Genomic DNA, 24,914 nt, shown 5'->3' with positions numbered 1-24,914 from the left:
ACTCTCCTATCTATAAAGTCTCTTATAAAATAAATCCAAATATTATAGTAGATACAATAGTCATTGATAAACCTACTAATGATTCATATGGTATAAGTTTAAGTCTCTCGTTCATTTCCATAGCTACACTACCACCTGTTGCGTGGAAGAAGCTTCCGTGAGGTAAATGGTCTAAAACTGTAGCTCCAACGTGAATCATAGCTGCTGTTGCAAGCGGTGCTACTCCAAGACCTACAATAGTCGGTCCAAATACAGACGTTGCAACTGCTGTTCCTGATGTAGTAGATGCTGTTGCAGCTGACATAAGTATTCCTGAAATAGGTGCAAGCGCAAAGCTTGGAAGACCTATCATATTTACACCTTCTATTATTAAATCTTTTAAGCCTGAATTTGCTATTATTCCAGCTAATGTTCCTGTTCCTATAAGAAGTATTGCAACTCCTGACATCTTTGCTAATCCAAATGTAGCATAGCTGTTTAAGTGCTTTATTTTTCCCATAGCTATTATCCCTATAATTCCACCTACAGGTAATGCTATAAGAGGGTCTATAGCTATATTTGCAATAGGTCTAAGCATTAATAAAACTATCGCTACAACAGGACCTAATATAGACGCAAAGAAGCTTGGCATATCCTCTATCTCTTTCATTTTTTCTTCTTCTTTAACTAAGCTACCCTTAGCTTTTAATCTTTTTGATATAATGCAAGTTACTATAATTCCAAAAATAGCTGGTATTACACCTGCTAGCATAACTGAAGTTAGTGGAACTCCTAAGTTATCTGCAGCTGCTATAGTGTTTGGGTTAGGTGACATTATGTTACCTGCCTTACCTCCACCTACCATAGCTATAAGTATTGCTGTTTTTGTTAAATTTGATCTTTGTGCTATAGCAAGTGCTATAGGTGATACAGTTATTACTGCAACGTCTACAAATACACCTACCATAGTTAAAACTGTAGTTGCTAAAGTAAGTGCAACTAAAGCTCTCGATTCACCTATCTTCTCTACGATAGTTTCTGCTATCTTAGCAGCTGCTCCAGATTCAATTAAAACACCTGCTAAAACACCAGCTGTCAAAATCCTAAGAATCGCTGGAATCATACCTTTTGCGCCATCCATCATTAATGTAACTGTCCCTGCAAGACCTGCGCCTCCAACTAAACCTCCAACTACTGCCCCTAAAATTAAGCCATATGCTGGGTGAACCTTTTTTATTATTAATACTATAGCAACTACTAATGCTACTATAGCTCCTAAAGCTGTTACTGTTATATTCACTTAAATTCCTCCAATCGTTTAATAATTGCATTATTTATTGTAATTGTTTAAGTAAACATTTTCATCGTTTTTATAACGATTTACAGTGTTTATTTTTGTTCATTTGCACAAATATCTTCTAATTTATATCCTATATAGCTAGATAGATACTGAAACAAATCAATGTAATTTTCAAAGCTGAGTTCTGTTATTTCTTCGATTTTAGATAGTCTATAGCTTAGGGTATTCCTGTGGATATGAAGTTTCTTTGCTGTATTATTTTTCTCACCATTCATATCAAAATATGTAATAAAAGTATAAAAAAGTTCTTTATCTTCTCTTTTTAATCTTTTAATTATTTCTTTGTTATCATCTTTTCTAAAAAATTCTTCCATAAAATAAAATAGTTTTATTTTATTATAGAAAAATATATTTTCTTTACCTTTAAGTTTTTCTCCTATATTTAAAGCTTTTACTCCTTGTATAAAGGAATGATGGATAGTCTTTAAACCTTCTCCAACACCAATTTTTATATTAAAATCTTTTAAATAGCTTAAAATTTTTCTACCTCTATATTCTTCTTTATAATCACAAACAGAAATTAATGCTATCCTATCTGAACCTATATTTATAAAAAACTCATCCTTAGATAGCTTTTTATCTAATACTTTTTTTATTTTTTCTTCTGATTCTTTTTCGTACCTTAAAACTATAGCAAACCTATCTTTTGATATATCGATATCTAGCATCTTTCCTTTTTGTATAAAATCATCGTCATATTCTTTATCTGAATAAAGCAATTCATAAATATATTCTTCTTTTAATTTCTTTTCTATTAAATACTCGTTTAATGAATACTCTTGATTAATTAAAAGTTCTGCTGTTATAGATACTATTTTAGAAAATTGTCTAACTTCACTAGGCTTACCAGTTATTCCGATTACACCTATAACATCTCCTCTAAAAAATATTGGTGTGTTAACACCTGGCTTAGTTCCCCCATTTTCTTTTTCAATTTCTATGCTTCTTTTTTCTTTTAATGTTTCTAAAGCCCCTTCGTGAACTCTACCTAATCTACTAGAGTCACCACTTCCGATTATCACACCTTTTTCATCCATTATGTTTACGTTATACGGAATTATCTCCATCATTTTTTTTGAAATATCTGAAGCTAATTTTCTACTAAGCATTTTTAAACACCACCTTTACTTAATATATCTATTATATACTAAGTATGTATCTTTAAAAGTAAAGCCCTTATAGATTAATATCTACAAAGGCTTTACTTTTTATTGTTTTAATTCTGCTATTTTAGTGACTCCTACATATATTTCTGAAATTTTATACCAAGTTTTATAATCTACAACACCAGTTTTATTTAATCCAAATATACCTTGAAAAACCTTAACTTGCTCTGCTGATTTTTCTCCAAAGATTCCATCAACTGCAACCTTTGGAATTAAAGGATAATTTCTAGCTATTCTATTTAATTCCCTTTGAACTTCTTTTACAGGCTCTCCTCTTGATCCTATAGTTAAATCATATCCCGGATAAGATTCTGGTATTCCTGTAACCTTATCTGCAGTAACAAGTTCTATATTATTTCCGTAATAATAGGTTAAAATTTCAAAAGGCGTTTTTCCTTGATCTCCTAAGTCCTTACTTCCCCACTGACTTAACCATTCTGGACATTTTACATTTTTACCATCGCAATATTGAGTTAAAAGCGGTTGCTTTCTTGCTATCCTTCTTACATATGTTGCAAATATTTCATCAACAATATCACTAATATTATCATACACGTTTCTTCCAAATGTAAACGCGTGGTCGTATGCAGTAGAATTAGTTATTTGAAAATTCTTTCCTTTAGATCTATACCACTCTGTGTATATTCTATTTAATGTAAATGAAATTATACAAAATACATTTGCCCTTATAGTATTTTCAGACCAAGTAGAATATATCTCGCTAGATGCTACATTTTTTATATAATCTTTATATAAAACTTTATGATTTTTTCCACTTGTATTATTTGGTCCACCCTCATGTACTATTATATATTCAGGTACAACAGGTTTTGGTAAAACTACCCCACTTGAAGGGGCTGGAAGTGGTTTATCAACCTCTTCTGGGATTTTACTTGGAAAGTCTCCTACTTGTCTGTTTGGTGGTATAACTATAATATCGCTTCTTGTAGATCTATTTCCAGTAGCTTCTAGATTACATTTTTGATATGCAGTCTCTTCAGGATAAATCTGACACCCTTCAATTGTTAAAGGATTATATCCTTCGCTTTCAACCTTTATATCACATAAACTATAAGGAATGCTTCCATCTGGTTTTTGCGAATACTCAAGTGGTGGTGCATCTAAATCTATAGTTATCGTAGAGCCTGATGAGTCTGTAACTAATTCCACAGACCTCATCAATTTTTTCTTAACATTTTTTCTAGTAACTTCTGGTATAACTGTTATTTTGCAATTTTCAATAGGTATATAACTTTCTCCATCAAAACACTGAACTCTAAGTCTTCCTTTTTGAGCCATACTTTACTCCTTAAACATTTCTATCTTATAAACATCTTATGCTTAGTCATAAGTTTTGTGATTATAATGGTTTTCTTATAAATAAATTACCAACTTTATATTCTGAATTGTTTCTTGAAGTAGATGCTCTGATATTATCAAATATACCTTTCATATCAAGCATTCCATATCCCCACTCTCTGTTTGGATACATATCTCCCTCTCTCATTCTAGCTCCTCTAATCATATATGTGTTTAGCTTAGTTGAATACATATTAGGGTCGTTATCTTCAACTATTCCCCACTGCATTAAAAGAGCTGCGCATCCTGCAAATACCGCTCCTCCTATAGAAGAACCTGACGAGACATTTACCCCTCCACCAGGTGCTAATACCTTTGCATTTATACCACCTGCAGCTATATCAGGTTTCACTCTTCCATCTCTTGTATATCCCCTTCCTGATTGACCTACAGTGGCATTATTGTTTTGATTATAATAAGCTGCTACTAATGTTTTTCTAGCTGTTGCTGGTATTTGTATTGTGTTATATTGACTTGGATTTAAAAATTTTGTTTCGGAGTCTAGCAAATTCCTTTGAGGAATCCAAGAATCATATCTTCCATCGACTATATAATCCCCAAATAACCTAAATTGCCATATACCTTCTTTTAAATTTTTTATTTTTATTTTAATTACTTCATCTCCCGTTATTTCCTCAGGTATTAAGTATGATATATTCATAGTAGTTCCTTCAAAAATAAACCTTACTTCCTCAGTTTGCTTTAGTTTTGCTGGTATTTTTTCTATAATTTCACCTGATGGAGATATTATAGATAAGGATACCTTATCTGGTTTTCTAAACCAAATTTCAAAGTTTAAATTCCTCTGTCCTTTACCAACACTAAGTTCTATAGTTTTGTTATCGCTTGTATTTTCTAAAATTCCTTTAGTATGAGTTGCTGAATCTCCTTCATTTCCTACACAAGTAACTATAGCAAGCCCCCTAATTTTAGATAATTCATCTATATATCTTTCAATCATAGCACTTCCGTCATGCGAACCTATATTAGTTCCTAAAGGAACATATATTATAGCTGGTCTTTTTAGCCTTCTTATTTCTTCAAAAATATATCTTATTCCAAGTAATATATCTGTATTTTCGTATCTTCCTTCACCTACAGAATCTAATCCAAAATCCTCTTGATACCTTTTGCTTGCCTCTTTAAGTTTTACTATAATAAAATCAGAATCAGGTGCTGCACCAGCTATTTCTTTGTTTATTCCTCTAGCTCCTATTATCCCAGCTACAGCAGTTCCATGCCCTATAAAATCTTTTGAATTTACCTTTTGATACGGATCTCCTCCCGACGATTTTAATTTTATAGCTTCGTTTATATCTTCCTTACTATAAACAGCCCCAAACATCTGTGAATTTTTGTTGTTTGGATCTTCTACGCTTTGATCCCAGATAGATTCTATTCTTGTAGTATCATCTTCTCTCATAAATTCACTACTTAAATAATCTATTCCTGTATCTATTATTCCAACTAAAACTCCTCTTCCGTTTAAATTTAAATAAGGATTATTATTAAAAAGATACGCCCCAGATGCTTCAACTGGAGATATTTCGTTTAGTGTATAAACCGGTGAATTTTCAACATAAACTATTCTGTTTTTAAATTCAGCTTGTATTTTTTCTATATCTAAACTATCTGGATAATCTAAAACCGCTATTTTTTCATCTAAATCATATATTTTAATTTCAGGATATTTCTCTGTAACTACACTTATATCCCCTGCGTATTCTATGATTTTTCTAAGTCTTTCATCAGATCTCATACTGTTTTGTGGCAAGTTTAAATCTTCTCTTAAGAGTTCAAATGAATCGTAAGCACAAGCTGTTCCGTAGCCCCAAATTATATTAGGATATATTTCATCTCTTCTATTTCTTTTAGCTCCCTTTACTAAATAATGCTTTAGCCTTTCACCAAATAAAAATTTATCATTTCCCTTAACTATCCCCCACTCCATAAGAAGTGCTGAAACCCCTGTAATATGTGGCGCTGCCATAGAAGTTCCTGTCTTAGAATCAAAACTTCTATCTGGAATAGTTGAACTTATATTTTCACCTGGTGCTATTATATCTGGTTTCTTAACTCCTCTAAATATACTTCCTCGTCCACTAAATGGTGATATGCTATTTGTGATACTATTATAGCTTCCTACAGATATTACATTACTAACTGTAGCTGGTATTCCAAGTGTATTTTCAATAGTTGGAGCTAAGAATTTAGTATTTTTATTAAGCCCTTCTGAAATAGGAAGCCAAATATCATAATTTCCTTTATATTCATTTATTACATTTAAAGTTAGTTTCCAAGTTCCTTCTGTTAAGTACTCTCCTTTCGAAACTATACTAATTATAATTTCACCTACTAAATCAAAAGGTTTAGGTCCAGATACATATACTATAATTCTATTTCCATCTACTACCCCTTCATTTAATCCAGTTTTTAATATAATAACATCACTCTTTTTTCCTGTTGGTGCAGTTATTTGAATGCTTAAATCAGGTAAAACCTCTTGGTATAATTCTAATTCTATTGATTTCTCATCACTAGCTACATTTATATCTATATTTTGAGAATTCCTCAAAATCCCACCTACGTGGTGTGCTGCACTTCCTTCGTTTCCAGCTGCAATAACTATAGTTACCCTCTCTAAATCGCAAACTGTGCTTATATATTTTTCTAAAAGAGATGAACCGTTATGTGCTCCATCATTAGTGCTTAAACTTATGTTTATAACTAAAGGTTTATCTAATTCTTTAGATTTATCTATTAAAAACTTTATACCTCTCATTATTTGAGTACTTATAGTAAACTTTCCTCTAGTTGCTTTTACCATCATAATTGATGATTTAGAAGCTACTCCGTACTGATTTACAGGAATGTTTCCACCAGCACAAGCTATCCCTGCTACATGAGTTCCATGTCCAATCAAATCAAAAGACGGCACTATACTACTATCATCTTTTGATATAGCTTCGTTTATTTTGGTTTTATCAAATACTTTACCACCTAAACTTAAATCCCAAATATAATCTACTCTAGTAGTACCATCTAAGTTTCTAAAGGCAGGATGCATATAATCTATTCCTGTATCTATAAATCCAACTGCTACACCTTCTCCCGATGTATCAAAAGTGCTTTGGGCTTGCTGTACACAAATAGCACGATTGCTTTCATAATCACTTGTATATAATGTTTTAGGTAATTCTATATATTGAATAGCTCTAATACTCTCTAAATCCCTAAGTTTATCCACAGGAATATTAACTATTCCATATCCATAACCTAAATCTTCATACCTTCCCCCTAAGTTATCCACATTTTCTTTTATTTTATCCACATTATCCCCACTTATTATAACAACTTCAATTTCGCTTTTATTTATCAGTTTATTTGGGAATAAATTAATCTTTTCTGCAAGACTTCTATCTATATCCTTTAAGATATTTAAAAATCCACCTAATTTATTTTTCATATTATTTTCTCCAAAATTTATTTTTAAACCTTATATAATATGATTTAAAGCATAATTTTGCGATAAACAAAAAAACACCTAAACCTTTGTTTAGATGTTTTTTCTATTAAAGTATTATTTCAACTCTATCAAGCTTTGCTATTACTTTAATGTCTTGTACGTTCATAGTTTCAGTCATAGGTCTTCCCCCATTACTCATAACTAGAACCTTAACACTATCAAGTCTTCTAAGCTCTCTTATTTTATTTTCACCTTTATAATTTATAAGATAAAAACCATTTCCATTCATCTCTGTTACTAAATGACCGAAAACTAAATCATTTTCTATCATTCTAAATCCAGACATCTCATCATCTTGCACTTTTAAATAAAGTACTTTATCTTGAGCATATCCTTCTACTTTGTTTGAATGGATAGGAAGTTCTTTATAACTTAATGCTTTTCTTAAAGAATAATCATAGATGGGAACATTTTTTAATACACTTGAAAATGCATTTTCCCAAACAGCATCCTTCTCTATTTTAGTTTTAACTTTAGGTTTGCTTTTTTCTAATTCTCTTCTTTCATTCATTAAGTCCTCATCAGTAACTACCATACTGATATCATTTAAATCTGTATTTAAAACTTTAGATGCTCTAGTTATAAAAGATTCTTGAACTACTTTTCTACCAAGTTCAACATCGTTTAGATATTTTTCAGAAACACCTAGTTTTTTTGCTAAGACTTTTTGAGGCATATTCGCTTTAAGTCTAGCTTCTTTTATTTTGCTTCCAACTCTACTCAAGTCTTATCTCCCCTTTTGTCCTTTTAGATACATCTCTCTTTCTTCAATAAGATGATTAATTAAATATTTAAATGACCAGTTATTAGATAGAGGAGTTACAACAGCTAACACTCCACCTTTTACAGCATTTCTAACTTTTTTAATAATAGCTTGAACTTCAGCATCAGAAAAATCATTAAATAATATTGCTTTTTCGTTTGGAACTTCTTCTATTATTAAGTCCTCTTCTTTATACTCATCATTTGCTATATGCTTTATCTTTAATGTAACTTTTTCAGGAGTAATTTCTTTTACTTTACCTAAAAGTCTTAAAGAATTAATTTCATCTTTTGAAAGACCGTGAACTAACATACATTTATTTCTTTGCATAACAGGTACCTCTTTACTCTTCTATTACTTCAGGTTCTTCGTGTTTGTAGTCTCCTAAATCAACTGTAACCTTCTTCATAACTTGATCTTCATAAGGTCTATCGTACATATCAGTTTTTTGTTTTACAACTTCGTCTGCAATGTTTTGACCTTCTATAACTTTTCCAAAAGCTGCGTATTGTCCATCTAAATGTGGAGCATCTGCTACCATCATAAAGAATTGGCTTCCTGCTGAATCTGGGTGCATAGCTCTAGCCATTGATAAAACACCTTTAGTATGTTTTAAATCATTTTTAAATCCATTTGATCTAAATTCACCTTTTATTCCATATCCAGGGCCACCCATTCCTGTTCCTTCTGGGCATCCACCTTGGATCATAAATCCTGGTATTACTCTATGGAAGATTAATCCGTCATAAAATCCTCTTTCTACTAGGTCTACAAAATTTTTAACTGTGTTTGGAGCTATCTCTGGATATAATTCTGCTTTTATAACTCCTCCGTTTTCCATTTCAAATGTTACTATTGGATTTTTCATAATTAAAATCTCCTCTCGTTTTAAAACTATATTATTAATATTATCCTTAATTATATATATAAATTCACTTATATTTAAACTTAAAGATAATAGGTATATATACTGAAATTATATATCATTTACTTCTATTTATAAAGAAAGCCTTTTATTAAAAATAAAAAATGTGTTTTCTATATGTAATATTTAGGTTTAAAAGCACAAAAAGCTACTATCTCAATAATTAAAAGACAGTAGCTTTTCATATAATATTAATTTTTCACTCATTCTGTTACCTCATATTAATTTAAGAATGTAGTTCCCATTACAACTCTTGCAAAATCACTGTAGTTTGTTAAGTTATTAACATTTATAGCGTTAAAAATAGCTTCTCTTCCGTTTTTGTTTATTAGGTCACTGAATAGACAAGTTAAAAATGTGCTAGGTACTCTTTCCATTCCAGTAAAATCTAAAGTAACTCCGCTATTTAAATTTTTCTTAATCTCCTCTCTTAAAACTATTGCATCCTCTATACCAAAGTTGTTTCCTAAAAATTCTCTTACATTAATCATCATAATAAATCACCTCTTAAAATTTTTAAATTAATTGTCTTTTTTAAATTTTCTGACAATTCTCTCTTCACCTATAATATACCAAAGCCCAAAATGTTTGTCAACTATTTCACAAACATTTGGATAAATTTTTCTTTCTCATCTATATGTATGTTGTTAAATCATTAATAATACTCACTTTATACTATGCACATAATAAAAAAAAGTGAAGATTTACTCTTCACTTTTAAATAAATTCCCTAATATTTTATAAGTTTCTTACTTAATTCTAAAATCTCTTCTCTTTCACAAGAATTATAAAAAGAAACTTTTCCTTTTTCTTCTCTATCTGTTAATAGATCTGCTAATTCTAACCTTCTCTTAACTTCTTTAACAGTTCCTTCTCCTCCATCTATAATAGAAACTTCATCTCCTAAAACTTCGCTTAAAGTCTCTCTTATAAATGGATAGTGAGTGCACCCTAAAACAACAGAGGCTATATCGCCTTTATTAAAATCTTTAAATTTACCTTTTAGATAATCATGAACTTCATCACTATCTAAATCACCTTTTTCGATAAATTCAACAAGCCCTGCACAAGGCATAGGTACTATTTCTGCATCTCTTTCGTATTTGCTCATCAACCTCTTAAACTTTTCTTGTTTTAGAGTAAAAGGAGTTGCCATTATTACTATCTTTCCTTTTTTTCCCAGTTCAACTGCTGGTTTAACTGCTGGTTCTATTCCTACTATAGGTACATCTTTATAAGTTCTTCTAAGTTCAGAAACAGCTGCACTAGTTGCTGTATTACAAGCTACTACTATAGCTTTTGCACCTTTATCAAATAAAAAATGAACTGCATCAAATGTTAAATCTCTAACTTCTTTCATGTCTCTTGTTCCATAAGGAGCATTTTTTGAATCCCCAAAATATATGTAATTTTCATTTGGCATAAGCTTTAGCGCTTCTCTTAAAACGCTTAATCCTCCAACTCCTGAATCAAAAAATCCTATTGGCATATCCTTCTTATCCAAAGCTTAATCACTCCTGTCTATTATCATCTTGCTTTTAATTTTATTACTTTAAAATAAATAAATCTATATATAAATTTAATTTTAATACTTTATCTTAATACTATAAATTCAATTATTGACTATAATCACTAATTATAGTAAAATCTTTTTAAATATTGCGAATGTTATCATCTATTTATTGATTTTTATTCGACTTTATATGGAAGGATGTGAACATTTCTACACTTATTATTCTTTTATGTGTAGAATACGACTTATGATTGAAAATATGATTTATACAATACCTAAAAATCTTCATAACAAAGAAGACTTATCAAAAATACTATTAGAAAATCCACAAATTAGATTTGTTTCATTAGTAGGTATAGATCTTGCCGGCAATGATACTGACGAAAAAATACCAGTTAAACTTTTTTTAGACGATATGGAAGCTTTCTTACATGGTGTAGCTGTTCAGACTGACGGTTCATCGGTTGTCCTACCTAAAATAGCAACTCTTAACGATGCTAAAGTCGATATGATTGCAGATTTAGAATGTAATTGGTTTATTGACTATAATTACGATAATATAGACCCTATAACAAACAAACCTGTTGGTACTTTAAGAATTCCTTGTTTCTTACATCATAACAACAAGGCTGTAGACTCTAGAAACATCTTAAAATCTTCAATAGAAACATTCAAATCAACTCTTTTAAATCTTTTTGATACTAATCCTAGTATCTTAGATTGTTACAATATCACTAAAGATGATATAGAAGAATTAGTGATAACTTCTGCAACCGAACTTGAATTCTGGGTAAAAACTCCAAACGATACAGCAAATATAGAAGACCTTTCAACTTCACAACACCTTTGCGAGCATTATTGGAATCGTACTAAGGGTAATGTTAGAACGGCACTTGAAAAAACACTTGAACTTATGGAAAAGTACGGTTTTGAACCTGAAATGGGTCACAAAGAAGTTGGTGGAGTTCGTGCAAAACTTGAATCTAGCGGAAAATTCAACCACATAACTGAGCAATTAGAAATAGATTGGAAATATTCTTCTGCTCTTCAAGCTGCTGATAATGAATTATTTATAAGAATTCTTATAGCTGAGACTTTCAGAAGAAACGGTCTTGATGTTACATTTATGGCAAAACCTATAGAAGATGTTGCAGGTTCTGGTATGCACGTACACCTTGGAGTTAGTGCTAAACTTAAAGATGGAAGCAGAATTAATATGTTCCACGTACCAAAGGACCATTATTTAAGCAAAATCGGTTATGGCGCTTTAATGGGTATGCTTAAAAACTATGAAGTTATGAATCCATTTATATCTTCAACTAATAATTCACTTAAGAGGCTAAAGCCAGGTTTCGAAGCCCCTGTATGTACAGTTACTTCACTTGGACTAGCTCCTGAAAATCCATCAAGAAATAGAACAATCTTAATCGGTCTTATCCGTGATTTTGAAAATCCATTAGCTACAAGATTTGAATTAAGATCTCCAAACCCTCATACAAACACTTATATAGCTATGGCAGTATCTTACCTTGCTATGTTAGATGGTATTTGTTATGCAGCAGTTAATAATAAATCTCAAGATGATTTATTAAATGAATTATCAAAAAAAGCTGGAGAAAATGCAACTTACCTTGAAAAAGATAGAGCTTATAGAAGTGAGTATGATGTTTTCGAACACTTTACTGAAGAAGAAAGAAATTCTTATTTTGGATTTGTTCCTAGAACAGTTTTCGAAAATTTAAATCAACTTGATACTAATAAAGATAAATTAAAATGCCTAAAAAGAAATCCTGAATTTAACGATAAGATAATCGAAAGTTTTAAAATAGGTTCTCTTTCAAGGTGGTCTATGGAAATCCAACATAGAGTTATAAATAATTATATGGATTTAGTAAGAAGTTATAGAGCACTTCATTCATTAGATAAAGCTTTAGATTTAGATATTTATAACTGGACTGAAATAAATAAATTAAGACATTATATTATGAAAGACACTTCAAACAATAAGTCTTTATTTACAAAAATCAAAAATGCATTCTCTTTAGAGGATTATGAAAAAGCTTCAGACCTTTATATAGAACTTGAAGATAAAATGAAAGAACTTAGAGACCTTTATAGCTCTTATGAAAAAAATATATTAGACCTATAAAATAATTTAGAGATACATAAAAATATGTATCTCTTTTTAATTTACTCTCTTTTTAATAATCTCCTATAAATAATGTTTATTTTTTTATTGATTAGTTTATTTAATTAGTTTAAAAATATTAAATAAACTAATTTTTATGTACTTTGTAATGAACTATTATTTTTTACATATTGTAGAATATTGATATTTTTTTATGTATAATTAATATTAAGAAAGTGTTTTATGAGGTGCATGATGAGATTAGTTCCTATAGAGTGCGTTAGAGGGGGATCTTTACTTGGGAAAACTTTATACGACAATGATGGTCGAGTTCTTTTAAAAGCAGGTATTACTTTAACTGAAAATCTTATTCTAAGAATAAAAAGAGTAAACATACTATCTATTTATATAGTAGATAAATATAGTGATTTAGAAATTGATGACATTATAAAACCTGAGCTTCGTCAGAAATCTGTTCAAGTTTTAAAAGAAACTTTCAACAATGTCGAAAGACTTATTTCTTGCACACCAATCACACCAAAGGGGAAATATGAACAACTTAAACAATGTGATGAATACTTTAACTCAATCCATAGTATCGCAGAAGAACTATTAGATAATATTTTAAATAACAAAAACCTTCTAGTTTCTTTAGTAGATATAAAAAGTATGGATAATTACACATACCAACATTCTGTAAATGTTGCTATAATATCTGTTGTTTTAGGGGTTGGCCTAAAGTTACCTAAAAGAGATCTTGTAAATCTCTGTGTTGGTGGGCTTATACACGATATTGGTAAAGTTCTTATACCAAAAGAAATAATAGTAAAACAAGGACCTCTTACTTACGACGAATTCCAAATAATGAAAGAGCATCCCCAAAAGGGATATGATTACATAAGCAAGAATTGTAATATTACGACGGCAAGTAAGTTAATAATCCATCAACACCACGAAAAGATTGATGGAACTGGATATCCTAACGGATTATCTGGAAGTAAAATAAATAATTTAGCTAGAATAGTAGCTATTGCAGATGTTTATGATGCCTTAACTTCGAACAGGCCTTATAGAAGAGCTCTTTGTGCAAGTGATGCACTAGAGTATATAATGGCAAATGCCGACAAGGCCTTTGATTTTGAAATGGTTAGAGTTTTCTCTAAGGTTATAGTTCCTTTTCCATTTGGAACTATAGTAGAATTAAGTAATGGTGATATAGGTGTTGTTCAAGAAACAATTCCAAACTACCCACTTAGACCATACATTAAAATCATAAAAAGTGAAAAAAATTCAAGTCTTATAGGAAACACAGTTAGCCTAGTAGACGAATTATCTTTAGTTATTTCAAATGTTCAATATGATATTTAGGATGTATTTCTTTTAGAAATATATCCTTATTTTTTTAAGAGAAAATTTTTCTATTACTATTATATACAGTTGCAGAATATGGTTTAGACTTTTTACGTGATTCTCTATTAACTATCTCTTCTGCTTCTTTATAATCTTTAGCTTTAAAGACAATAGTCCAACCGTTTTTATCGTACTTGCCAGCACACATTAAATATTTATCTGAACTATTAAAATCTCCTTCTCTATCTACTATTAAACTTTTAAATTCCCCTATTGTTTTATAATTTAACTTAACAAATACTGCTGAATTTGATTTCATAACTAACACTCCTTCTAATGCGAACAAACGTTTGATTATATTTTATCGAACGCTCGTTCGTAAGTCAATACATAATTTTCTTATGTTAACAGTATATTATTTAAAAAACCGCATTATTACTTAGTTCTAAAGATTATTTTTTTACAAATTTTATTAATTTTCTTTTTTATGTAACAAATTAATCTAAAGAAAGCATGACATTAAACGCCAAACATTCCTTTAGACTAATCTTATCTATAATTAACATATTCCAATAAAGGAATATGGTTATTCTTTATTTTTTCACCATTATAAGTAAAGCGAACACCGTCTATCCACTCCCCTTCAAATTCTCTTTGAAGAACATTTTCTATTAAAATACTTTCTGTTATTCCTCCTATTTCTACCCCTTTAAAATAATCTTCCTTAAAGCTTTTATTTCCTATATCTCTTAAATCTATATTTACTATGCTCTTTTCATCTTCGTTTACTATAGATTTCACATCTATTTTTAACCCTTCAAACTTTTCCTCTGAAATAGTATTTAATATACTTTCTAAAGATTCTTTAATATCATAATCTTTTCTAGCTATTCTAAGTTCTGTTTCCTTTTTAACTTCTGTTTCTTTAGAATCTACACCATAAACATTAAAAACTATAGTTGATTGAATTGCGCTATTTTCTTTTTCAGTATTATCTTCAGCTTCCTTAAATCCAAATATAATAATTCCTATTAAACATATAAATATAAACCCTATTGTTTTCTTTTTCAAAATATACCCTCCTAAAGGCTTTTATATATTATATTTACTTATTAAAAATTATAGAACCTTCAATTAAGAGTTTAAAATAAATGTTTAAAATAGTATATAATACTATTTACAAAAATTTTCCTTTATGCTATACTATGGTAAAAAATTACAAATATAAAGAGGGGGACATTTATGTTAATTTTAAATAATCTTACTAAAACTTTTAAAAAGACAACTGTAGTAAAAGATTTATCTTTTAAAGTAAATCCCGGTGAAATAGTTGGCCTTCTTGGTGAAAATGGTGCTGGAAAAACAACGACTTTAAGAATGATATCAACTATGCTTAAAATAACATCTGGAGACTCTATAGTAAATGGAATATCATCTTCTAAAGAACCTACTAAGGTTAGGCAAGAAATTGGAATCCTTTTTGGGGGAGATGTAGGTTTATATGATAGGCTTACAGCAAGGGAAAATTTAAAATACTTTGCTAATCTTTATGGTATGAATGATAAGGACGCAGATACTAGAATAAACGAACTAGCAACTCAATTTGATATGTTAGATTATATAGATAAAAAGAAGGTTTCTACTTTTTCTAGAGGAATGAAACAAAAGGTATCAATCGCTCGTTCTATAGTTCATAATCCAAACGTAATGCTATTTGATGAACCTAGTACTGGCCTTGATGTTAGCGCCGTGCGTACTATTCATGAATTCATAACTAGATGCAAAAACGAAGGTAAGACTATTCTTTTTTCTAGTCACTCTATGCAAGAAGTTGAAAAACTTTGCGATAGAGTTGTTATAATTCATAAAGGTGTTTTACTTGAAAATTCAACTATTTCTGATTTAAAAGAGAAATATAATAATGATGACTTAGAAGATGTGTTTGTAGAGTTAATTGGAGGGTCAAAACATGAATAGTTTTTTAGTAGTTTTAAAAAAAGAACTTAAAGATATTTTTAGAGATAGGAAAACTATTTTCTTTTCAATATTGCTTCCTATAATAGTTTTTCCATTAATCTTTATGTTTATGAATAAAAGTATGGAAAATACAGTAGATGATGCAAATAAAAATATTAATATAGTTATCCAAGGTGATTCAAATTCTAGTATAGCTAATATTTTAAAATCTCAGCAAAATATCAATATAAAAACCCCAGACGACCCTAAAGAAGCATTAAAAGACGGTGATATTCAACTTATAATAAATATACCTTCTAATTTTGATGAGAGAGTTAAATCTGAAAAAGATTTAAATGTTGATATATTAGTAGACGATAGTTCAAACAAATCACAAATAGCTTCTAACACAGTTCACGAGCTATTTAGAGGTCTTGAAAGCAAAATAGTAAGCGATAGGCTAGTTCAATCTGGAATTGACCCTAAAATATTAAAACCATTTAATGTTGATATAAAATCTGGATTAAATAATAGCGGTGAAATTAACGGAAATTCATCTATGCTTGGAAGTATGGTTCCAACATTTATAATAATATTTATGCTATCTCCAGCTCTTGCTATAGCAGCTGACTTAGGTGCTGGTGAAAAGGAAAGAAATACTTTCGAACCACTTTTATCTACGTCTTGTAATAGAAACTCACTTTTATGGGGTAAGATAATAGCTATGTGTGTTGTTTCAGGACTAGCCCTTATACTTAGCTTAGGTTCAATCTATTACTCCTTAACGAATTTTATGAGTGGTGATAATGCTGACCTTGGACTTATGCTATCTCCAAAGGCTTTAGCTATAATGATAATACTTTGCTTGCTTTTATTATTAGCTGTTTGCGCTCTTCAAATAAGTATAAGTATTTTTGCAAGGTCTGTAAAAGAAGCTGGAACTTATCTTTCTGGAATTATAATGCCAGTTATGATACTTTCTTATATCCCTATGTTTATGGATGCAAAAAATATGTCTATGCTTATATTTAATCTGCCTGTTGCAAATTCAGTTGCGCTTATGAAAGAGCTTATGGCAGGAGTCTTTAATCCTACACATATCGGTATAGTATTCTTTTGGCAAATTATTTATGTATTAGCTTCAGTAATTATAACTAAAAAGATGTTCTCTAAAGAAGAAGTTGTCTTTAGAGCTTAGATTTTAAAAGAACATTTCTTTTTGAAATGTTCTTTTTTTATTTAAATTTTTCTTTAAATACTGCTTAATTTTGAAATTTTTCATTATTTATGAGTTTAATAGATACTTACTATCCTAATACTCTGTATTATTAGATAATACTTTAAAATACTCTAGTATGCTAAATTAATCTTTTGAAGTTGCAATCTGAGTGTTATGATATTTATATACTCATTGTGACAACTTTACTTATTTTTTAAGTTGTCAGTTTAAGGAGGGCTATATATGATTGAAATAAAAAACGTATCTAAAAAACTTGGAAATAATCTTATATTAGATGATATTTCCTTGAATATAGATAAAGGTAGTCTAGTCGTCATAATCGGTTCTAGTGGTTGTGGTAAGACCACCACACTAAAACTAATCAATAAGCTAATTGAGCCATCTTCTGGGGAAATTTTTATAGATGGCAAACCTTTATCTAAAGAAAATCCAATTAATCTAAGAAGACATATCGGTTATGTCATTCAAAATACGGGTCTATTCCCACATCTTACAATAAAGGAAAATATCGAACTTATTCCTAGATTAAAAAAAGAAAAAACAATAGAAGAAATCGAAAACCGTACTATTGAACTACTAAAGATGGTAGGTTTAGATCCTGATATAAACTTAAATAAATACCCAGTTGAACTTAGTGGTGGTCAGCAACAAAGAGTTGGTGTTGCTCGTGCTTTTGCAACCGATGCTGAAATCATACTTATGGATGAACCTTTTAGTGCATTAGACCCTATAACTAGAAGTGCTCTTCAAGAGGAATTATTTTCTCTTCAAGAAGAATTCCATAAAACTATAGTTTTCGTAACTCACGATATGGACGAAGCTTTAAAGATTGCAGATAAAATTTGTATTATGCACAAAGGTAAAATAGCTCAATACGATACACCTGAAAATATTTTAAGAAATCCTTCTAATGATTTCATTAAAAACTTTATAGGAACTGAAAGAGTTTGGAATAACCCTGAATTTATAAAAGCTACTGATATTATGATAAAAGATCCAGTATCAATTAAAAGTTCAAGAACTATACTTCAAGGTATAGAAATTATGAGAACTAGTAAGGTTGATAGTTTGCTTATCACAGATAAAGATAATACTTTACTTGGAATAGTGACTCTTAAAGATATCAAGCGTTCACTAGATAAATCTACTCTTTTAAAAGATATAATGAGTAAAAATCTTTTAACTGTTAACTTAGATGATACATTAGTTCAGATACTTGCTGTTATGAATGAACATTCAGTTGGATATATTCCTGTTACTTCAAAAGATAATAAGCTAGTTGGTCTTATTACTAGAAGTAGTTTACTTTCTGTTTTAAGCGAGCAGTTCCTCGATATGGAGGTGAGCGTACTTGGCTAGTTTTTTTGATTTTATAATTTCAAAAAAAGGTGAAATTTTAGATTTACTTATTCAGCACATGACTTTAACATTAACAGCTATATTTATAGCCATATTAGTCGGAGTTCCTTTAGGAATACTTATATCTAGAGTTTCTAAACTTAGAAAACCTATTTTAGGCTTTGTTAATTTAGTTCAAGCTGTCCCTTCGATGGCTCTTTTAGGACTATTAATACCGCTTCTTGGGATAGGTAGTGTACCTGCTATTTTTATGGTTGTTATGTATTCATTACTTACAATCGTAAAAAACACATTTACAGGTCTTACTAGAATTGATCCGACTATCTTAGAGTCTGCAAAAGGAATAGGTTTAACTAGAAATCAAACTTTATTTAAAATTCAACTTCCTCTAGCACTTCCTATGATAATGGCAGGGGTTAGAATATCAGCTGTAACTGCTGTAGGTCTTATGACACTTGCTGCATTTATAGGAGCTGGTGGTTTAGGTTATTTAGTATTCTCAGGAGTTCAAACTGTTAATAACAACATGATTTTAGCTGGAGCTATACCTGCTTGTTTACTTGCTTTACTAGTAGATTATATCTTCGGTAAGATAGAACTTTTAGTTACTCCAAAAGGACTTAACCCTAGATCTTCAAAAAAGAATTTTATAGGGCTAAAAATAATATCAAGCCTTTTGATTTTAGTAATACTAGTAACTTCTGTTATGTCTTTTATAAATAGTAAAAAAGAAACTATAACTATAGGTTCTAAAAACTATACAGAGCAACTTATTTTAGGTAATATGTATGCTGATTTAATAGAAGCTCACACAGATTATAACGTAGAGAGAAAGCTAAACCTTGGTGGTTCTTCTGTTGCTTTTAATGCCTTAAAATCAGGAAATCTTGATATGTATGTAGATTATACTGGTACTATTCTTTTAAATATTTTAAAGGAATCGCCTATTAAAGACGAAAAGAAAGCATTTGATAAAGTTAAAGAAGAAATGAATAGTAAATACAATATAGATGTTCTTAATCCTTTAGGCTTTAATAATACTTATACTTTAGCTATGATGCCAGAGGTTGCCTCTAAATATAATATAAAAACAATCTCTGATTTATCTAAAGTGAGTAATGAGCTTTTAATATCTCCTACTCTTGAATTTGAAAATAGAGAAGACGGCTTAATAGGACTTAAAAACTTCTACGATTTAAACTTTAAAAACGTTAAAGCTATGGATGGTAGCCTTAGGTATTCAGCACTTGAAAATAACGAATGTCAAGTAATCGACGCCTTTGGAACTGATGGACTTTTAAAGAAATTTAACCTAACAGTTTTAGAAGATGATAAGAATTTCTTTTCTCCATACTATGCTGTTCCTATAGTAAATAACGAAATATTAGAAAAACATCCTGAATTAAAAGACATCTTTAATATGCTAAACGGAAAAATAGATAACGAAACTATGACTGACCTTAACTATCAGGTAGATGAACTTCAAAAATCACCTGAAAGTGTAGCTAAAGATTTCTTAAAAAATCAAGGTTTAATTTAAAATAAAGATAAGGCATACTAAATTTTTAGTATGCCTTATCTTTATTTATCTAAGCCTTCTTCAATCTTATTTATTATATATGCTATAGCGTGTTCGTTATTGTTTGGCGCTAAATATTTTGCATTTTTTATTAATCTTTCATTGCCATTTTTAATAGCAAATCCATAAGTTGCAACTTCTATCATATCTTTATCGTTCATATTATCTCCAACTGCAATTACTATAGAATCTTTTAAATTATATCTTTCTATTAACATTTGAAGTGCCTTCCCTTTTGAAGTTTCCTTTGGCACTATTTCTAGATAATTTTTATCGGTTCTAGTTGGAATTTCAGTATCATATTTTAAATTAAATTCCTCTTCTAAAGAATCTAATATATCTTCGTCTCCTGCTATAAGTATAGAATCCCACTCTCTTTTTAAAATATCTTCTGGAATATCAAATATAGCTTCAAAACCTAGTTTTTCATACCTTTCAGTATATTTATTTTTTCTAAAAACATAATTTTTCCCTTCACTACATATTGTTATTTCAATATCTAAATTGGAATTAATTAATTTTTTTATTATACTTTTTCTTTCTTCTTCAAGATGAACTTTATGTATAGGTTCCTCTTTTTCAAAATCAAATATAGTTCCTCCATTACTTAATATAACAGGTAAGCTAACTTTAAATAAATTACTATATCTATCATAACCATTTCTTCTTCTACCTGTTGCAATAGTAAAGAGTCCTCCATTTGCTATAAATCTTTCTATAGCTTCAATATTTTCTTTTGATATCTCTTTTTCATCGTTAATCAGTGTTCCATCCATATCTGAAACTAATACATAGCCCTTAAACATACTTTTCTCTCCCTTTTTACTTATTAGTAGCAAAGATAATTTTTCTAATTATACCCCTAGGTAAAATTTTTGTCCCAAAATACATAAGTTTATTTTTAAATCCTGGAATAATTATAGCCTTATTTATATTAAAACCTTCATACCCTTCCTTTGCAACATCTTTTGCATCCATAAGATATTTCTTTGCTTTTTCTGATTTTTTAATTCCAGCTCTATCTTGAAAAGTTGTTTTTACAGGTCCAGGGCAAAGGCAAGACACTTTTATATTTTTATCTTTAACTTCTTCGTGAATAGCTTCTGTTAAAGTTAATACGTATGCTTTTGATGAATAATATATGCTCATCTTAGGTCCTCCTACAAAAGCTGCTGTAGAAGCTACATTTAATATTCCGCCACCCTCTCTTTTAACCATTCCTTTTAAGAAATACTTAGTTAACTTTGTTAAAGCTATTATATTTATATCTATTAAACTTTTATCCTTATCTCTATCTGTATCATTAAAATAACCAAAGTCTCCGACCCCTGCATTATTTATAACTTTATCCACAATTAAATTATTTTCTTCCACAAATTTTATAAGCTTATCAATAGAGTTTTCCACACTTAAATCTAAGCTAATTACTAAAACTTCTATATTATATTTCTCTATTAAAAACTCTCTTGTTTTTTTAAGTTCCTCTTCATTTCTAGCTACTAAAATAAGATTTTCTAAATCCTTTGCAAATAGTTTTGCAAGTTCAAAGCCTATCCCCTTAGTGCCTCCTGTAATTAATGTATAAAATTTTTTATCCATACTTCCTCCCTAAGGTTTAAATTAATTTTATTTTACCATTTTTTATAGATTTATATTTGTTCTATATTTACATTTTTACTTTTAATTGTTAAAATAATACATAGATAATCTATGTATCGAATTCCTATGTATAAGGAGGCTATCATGAATAAAGAATTATTAAAAGGAAGCACATCTCTTTTAATCTTAGGTTTATTAAATAAAGAAGAGATGTATGGTTACCAAATGATAAAGTCAATTGAAATTACTTCTGACGGAATTTTTTCATTTAAAGAAGGTACGTTATACCCTATTCTTCACACTCTAGAAAACGAAGGAATAATAGAATCTTATTGGAAAGAAAGTGAAACTAATAGAAAAAGAAAATATTATTCAATAACTAAAGAAGGTAAAAAATATCTTAAAACTAAGGAAAAAGAATGGAGTTTATTTAGCAAAACAGTTAATAAAGTTTTAGGGGGTACTTCTTAATGGATATTAAAGATAACAATAAAGTAAAATCTTTTTTAGATACTACTATTTCTAAAGTAAAGAATAAAGATATGCATTTAGAAATACGAGAAGAATTATTAAACCACATAGAAGATAAATTCTATTTCTATATCTCCTTAGGATTAGATGAAAATTCAGCTTTAGAAAAATCCCTTTTAGAAATGGGATCTTCTGAAGATATAGGAGAAGAACTTAACTTAGTTCACAAGAAAAAGTTAGATGTATTTTTAATGGCTTTAGTTATATCCCTAGCGGTTGCTTGCTTAACAATACTATTTTCTATATCTAAAATATCTACAGATGCATTTAACCTAAAAAGTTTCTATAACTCTATCTTTGCTTATTCTTTAGGCTTTTTAGTTTTATATATTACTTATAGATTTTTAAATATAAAATTTTTATATAAATATTCTAATGCTATTTATTATATTAGTTTATTTTGTTTGTTTTTAAATCTCTTTAACTATAATTTATATTTAAGTATAGTTCCTAAACCTATGATAACAATACTTTTAATCATTCCCCTACTGATTTCTATAAATGGAATACTAATAGAAAAACCAAGTGCAACTTTTAGACTTATTATACCGTTAGCCTTTATATTAAATTTAAATTCATTATCTGGACTAATAATATATTTGGTTTGTATTTTTGTATTAGTCTTTAAAAGAGGAAGCAAATTAAATTTTTTAGGTTTTAGTTTTTCTATTTTTATTTTTGGTTTTTATGTTTTATTTAAAAACAATTATTTAATTTATAGATTAACTTCTCTATTAAGTTTTTCAAATCCTGAGTCATCAGGATATTATATTTATTCTTTAACTAAAGATGTTCTTTCAAACTCTAACTTGATAGGACAAGCTACTAATATCGATTTATCAAGTATTCCTCTTATAAATTCAGAGCTTATATTTACATACATTATAGGTCGATTTGGCTATATCCCCTTTGCTATTTTAATAAGTTTAATAACAATTTTATTAGTAAAGGTATTTAAATATATAAGGTCTATTAAAAATAGCTATGGTAAATCAATTGTATTAACAGCATTTACAATGCTTTCTTGTAACTTTGCTTTAACTTTACTTTGTAATTTAGGTTTTTCACCTCTTTTAAATACAATAAGTCCATTTTTATCAAGCAGTAAGGTAAGTATTTTTTCTAATATGTTTCTTATTGGGCTTATATTAAATATTTATTCTAATAGATCTATTACTGATATTAGTTTTAATAATATAGATAAGAAATCACTTAATTTTTCTATAAAATTATAAAAAATAGCACCTAAACTCTAGGTGCTATTTTTATTATTTATTGTAAACTTTGATTTTGTTTTTTAACCTTTTTAATTGATGTTAATAATAAGAAATATCCAAGTACTAAGAATACAATCATGGCAATCCAAGCTATATTAAATCCTATCATTTCTGCAAACATACCAAATATAGTTGAACCTAATGCAAATCCTATAGCAAACATTAAGCTTACTGTACCTAAGTTTACACTTGATTCTTTTTTACCAAATATATCTGATGTTATAAATGCTGGACCTGACATATATGAGAATACGCATAATCCGTAACATACTGAGAACATAAATGAAAACTCTGGAATAAATCTTGATATTAACATTCCGATTATTGCTAAACCTTGTAATATAAATGCTATAAACATAGCCTTAAAACTACCTAGTTTATCAAATAAAGCACCTCCGCCGATATTACCGAACAAGCAGAAGAATGCAAATACTGAACCTAATATACCTATTAAACTAGGACTTAAATGCAATTGTAATTTAAAATATGATGCATATTGTGTACTACAAGCTGCAATTGCTACACCTATAAATGCATATCCTATCCCAAACAACCAGAAAAATTTATTTTTTCTAGTTAAAGCAGCTCCAACACCTTGGAACCCTTCTTCTTTTTTCTCTTTCTCTTTATCTTCAGCTTTTCCATTAATCTCTTCATCACTAAGTTCTCCTGGTTTTGGTGTTCTTATAAATAATAAAACTAATATCAAACTTGCTACAAGTGAAGCTATACCAAAAATTATATAAGTTTTATCAGGACCTTTTGATCCTAACATAGAGGAAACTAGTGGTTGTAAAAATACATTACCTATAGACCCTCCTGCAAAAGCTAATCCTAAAGCTTCACCTCTACCTTTTTTAGGGAACCAAGCGCCTATTAAATATGCAATACCAAGCCCAGAAAAAATAACACACCCTATTTGTGCGAGTGCTGAAAACAAGTAGAATTGTAATAGATGATGTGAAAATCCAAATCCAACAAAAGCTAAGCTTGATAAAATACTACCTACTAAAAATAATATTTTTATATTTACCTTTCCAAAAAGTTTTCCTAAAAACGGAGAACATGCAGCCGAAGCTAATGATCCAAATGTAAAAATTAATGAAAATGCCGCTAGTGAAAAATCAAATTTTTTAATTACATATGGTATGAAAAGTGGTTGAATATTTTGCGCAACACTAAAAGGTATTGCTTGTATAAGCATACAAATAAAAATCATTATATACTTTCTTTTGTTACTACCTTTTTCTATTTTTAAAGCCATAAGTTTCATATCCTTTCTAAATTTAATTTTCTATAAATTA

Annotated in this window: 22 protein-coding genes; 8 read left to right on the top strand and 14 right to left on the bottom strand. The window is 29.2% G+C overall.

The window, feature by feature from the left end; translation table 11 throughout:
- Positions 1–22: 22 nt before the first annotated feature.
- The 9 genes from M4I33_RS08740 to murI form a co-directional block, all read right to left on the bottom strand.
- A complete protein-coding gene (locus M4I33_RS08740) occupies positions 23–1,279 on the bottom strand; it encodes a GntP family permease (protein ID WP_257916426.1) in 1,257 nt (418 codons plus the stop codon).
- A gap of 89 nt (positions 1,280–1,368) precedes the next feature.
- Positions 1,369–2,448, bottom strand: coding sequence for a sugar diacid recognition domain-containing protein (locus M4I33_RS08735; RefSeq protein ID WP_257916425.1), 1,080 nt, complete (start codon positions 2,446–2,448; stop codon positions 1,369–1,371).
- Between the two features lie 99 nt (positions 2,449–2,547).
- Complete coding sequence (locus M4I33_RS08730; protein ID WP_257916424.1) at positions 2,548–3,804, bottom strand: peptidoglycan-binding protein; 1,257 nt, start codon at positions 3,802–3,804, stop codon at positions 2,548–2,550.
- A gap of 61 nt (positions 3,805–3,865) precedes the next feature.
- Positions 3,866–7,330, bottom strand: a complete 3,465-nt coding sequence (locus M4I33_RS08725) for a S8 family peptidase (protein ID WP_257916423.1) — start codon at positions 7,328–7,330, stop codon at positions 3,866–3,868.
- Between the two features lie 106 nt (positions 7,331–7,436).
- On the bottom strand, positions 7,437–8,114 hold the full coding sequence (locus M4I33_RS08720; protein ID WP_257916422.1) for a helix-turn-helix transcriptional regulator: 678 nt from the start codon (positions 8,112–8,114) through the stop codon (positions 7,437–7,439).
- Between the two features lie 3 nt (positions 8,115–8,117).
- Complete coding sequence (locus M4I33_RS08715) at positions 8,118–8,483, bottom strand: DUF3783 domain-containing protein (protein WP_257916421.1); 366 nt, start codon at positions 8,481–8,483, stop codon at positions 8,118–8,120.
- A 13-nt stretch (positions 8,484–8,496) separates the two neighbouring features.
- Positions 8,497–9,021, bottom strand: coding sequence for a peptidylprolyl isomerase (locus tag M4I33_RS08710; protein WP_257916420.1), 525 nt, complete (start codon positions 9,019–9,021; stop codon positions 8,497–8,499).
- A gap of 278 nt (positions 9,022–9,299) precedes the next feature.
- Complete coding sequence (locus M4I33_RS08705) at positions 9,300–9,572, bottom strand: STAS-like domain-containing protein (RefSeq protein WP_257916419.1); 273 nt, start codon at positions 9,570–9,572, stop codon at positions 9,300–9,302.
- 236 nt (positions 9,573–9,808) lie between these two features.
- Positions 9,809–10,582, bottom strand: a complete 774-nt coding sequence (murI, locus tag M4I33_RS08700) for a glutamate racemase (protein ID WP_257916418.1) — start codon at positions 10,580–10,582, stop codon at positions 9,809–9,811.
- A 256-nt stretch (positions 10,583–10,838) separates the two neighbouring features.
- Here murI and M4I33_RS08695 point away from each other — a divergent pair, with 256 nt between their 5' ends.
- Positions 10,839–12,740 carry a glutamine synthetase gene (locus M4I33_RS08695; RefSeq protein WP_257916417.1) on the top strand — a complete coding sequence of 634 codons (1,902 nt, stop codon included), beginning with the start codon at positions 10,839–10,841 and terminating at the stop codon, positions 12,738–12,740.
- Between the two features lie 234 nt (positions 12,741–12,974).
- Positions 12,975–14,087: an HD-GYP domain-containing protein gene (locus M4I33_RS08690; RefSeq protein ID WP_257916459.1), complete on the top strand. Its 1,113-nt coding sequence runs from the start codon at positions 12,975–12,977 to the stop codon at positions 14,085–14,087.
- A gap of 34 nt (positions 14,088–14,121) precedes the next feature.
- On the opposite strand, the gene M4I33_RS08685 is transcribed toward M4I33_RS08690, so the two are convergent.
- Positions 14,122–14,388 carry a hypothetical protein gene (locus M4I33_RS08685; RefSeq protein ID WP_194191990.1) on the bottom strand — a complete coding sequence of 89 codons (267 nt, stop codon included), beginning with the start codon at positions 14,386–14,388 and terminating at the stop codon, positions 14,122–14,124.
- Positions 14,389–14,618: 230 nt separating this feature from the next.
- Positions 14,619–15,140, bottom strand: coding sequence for a hypothetical protein (locus tag M4I33_RS08680; protein ID WP_257916416.1), 522 nt, complete (start codon positions 15,138–15,140; stop codon positions 14,619–14,621).
- A 171-nt stretch (positions 15,141–15,311) separates the two neighbouring features.
- Here M4I33_RS08680 and M4I33_RS08675 point away from each other — a divergent pair, with 171 nt between their 5' ends.
- From M4I33_RS08675 to M4I33_RS08660, 4 genes are all read left to right on the top strand, one after another.
- On the top strand, positions 15,312–16,046 hold the full coding sequence (locus tag M4I33_RS08675; protein ID WP_257916415.1) for an ATP-binding cassette domain-containing protein: 735 nt from the start codon (positions 15,312–15,314) through the stop codon (positions 16,044–16,046).
- Positions 16,039–17,223, top strand: a complete 1,185-nt coding sequence (locus tag M4I33_RS08670) for an ABC transporter permease (RefSeq protein WP_257916414.1) — start codon at positions 16,039–16,041, stop codon at positions 17,221–17,223. The genes M4I33_RS08675 and M4I33_RS08670 overlap by 8 nt, the downstream gene beginning before the upstream one ends.
- 264 nt (positions 17,224–17,487) lie before the next feature.
- On the top strand, positions 17,488–18,624 hold the full coding sequence (locus M4I33_RS08665) for a betaine/proline/choline family ABC transporter ATP-binding protein (protein WP_257916413.1): 1,137 nt from the start codon (positions 17,488–17,490) through the stop codon (positions 18,622–18,624).
- Positions 18,617–20,164, top strand: coding sequence for a glycine betaine ABC transporter substrate-binding protein (locus tag M4I33_RS08660; protein WP_374707706.1), 1,548 nt, complete (start codon positions 18,617–18,619; stop codon positions 20,162–20,164). The genes M4I33_RS08665 and M4I33_RS08660 overlap by 8 nt, the downstream gene beginning before the upstream one ends.
- A gap of 41 nt (positions 20,165–20,205) precedes the next feature.
- Here the strand turns inward: M4I33_RS08660 and M4I33_RS08655 are convergent, their stop codons facing one another.
- Complete coding sequence (locus M4I33_RS08655; RefSeq protein ID WP_257916412.1) at positions 20,206–21,009, bottom strand: Cof-type HAD-IIB family hydrolase; 804 nt, start codon at positions 21,007–21,009, stop codon at positions 20,206–20,208.
- A gap of 16 nt (positions 21,010–21,025) precedes the next feature.
- Positions 21,026–21,802, bottom strand: coding sequence for an SDR family oxidoreductase (locus tag M4I33_RS08650; protein ID WP_257916411.1), 777 nt, complete (start codon positions 21,800–21,802; stop codon positions 21,026–21,028).
- Positions 21,803–21,946: 144 nt separating this feature from the next.
- Between M4I33_RS08650 and M4I33_RS08645 the strand changes: the two genes are divergently transcribed.
- Together M4I33_RS08645 and M4I33_RS08640 are read left to right on the top strand one after the other, a co-directional pair.
- Positions 21,947–22,273 carry a PadR family transcriptional regulator gene (locus M4I33_RS08645; RefSeq protein ID WP_257916410.1) on the top strand — a complete coding sequence of 109 codons (327 nt, stop codon included), beginning with the start codon at positions 21,947–21,949 and terminating at the stop codon, positions 22,271–22,273.
- Positions 22,273–23,568 (top strand): FtsW/RodA/SpoVE family cell cycle protein, encoded by a 1,296-nt coding sequence (locus M4I33_RS08640; protein ID WP_257916409.1) that lies wholly within the window; start codon positions 22,273–22,275, stop codon positions 23,566–23,568. The genes M4I33_RS08645 and M4I33_RS08640 overlap by 1 nt, the downstream gene beginning before the upstream one ends.
- A gap of 37 nt (positions 23,569–23,605) precedes the next feature.
- Here the strand turns inward: M4I33_RS08640 and M4I33_RS08635 are convergent, their stop codons facing one another.
- Positions 23,606–24,874, bottom strand: a complete 1,269-nt coding sequence (locus tag M4I33_RS08635) for a conjugated bile salt MFS transporter (protein WP_257916408.1) — start codon at positions 24,872–24,874, stop codon at positions 23,606–23,608.
- Positions 24,875–24,914: the final 40 nt, after the last annotated feature.

The organism is Clostridium sp. LY3-2 (genome assembly GCF_024705715.1).
Classification (GTDB): Bacteria; Bacillota; Clostridia; order Clostridiales; family Clostridiaceae; genus Clostridium.
The sequence above is the reverse complement of the archived record's forward strand: the minus strand, read 5'-3'. Positions and strand labels throughout refer to the sequence as shown.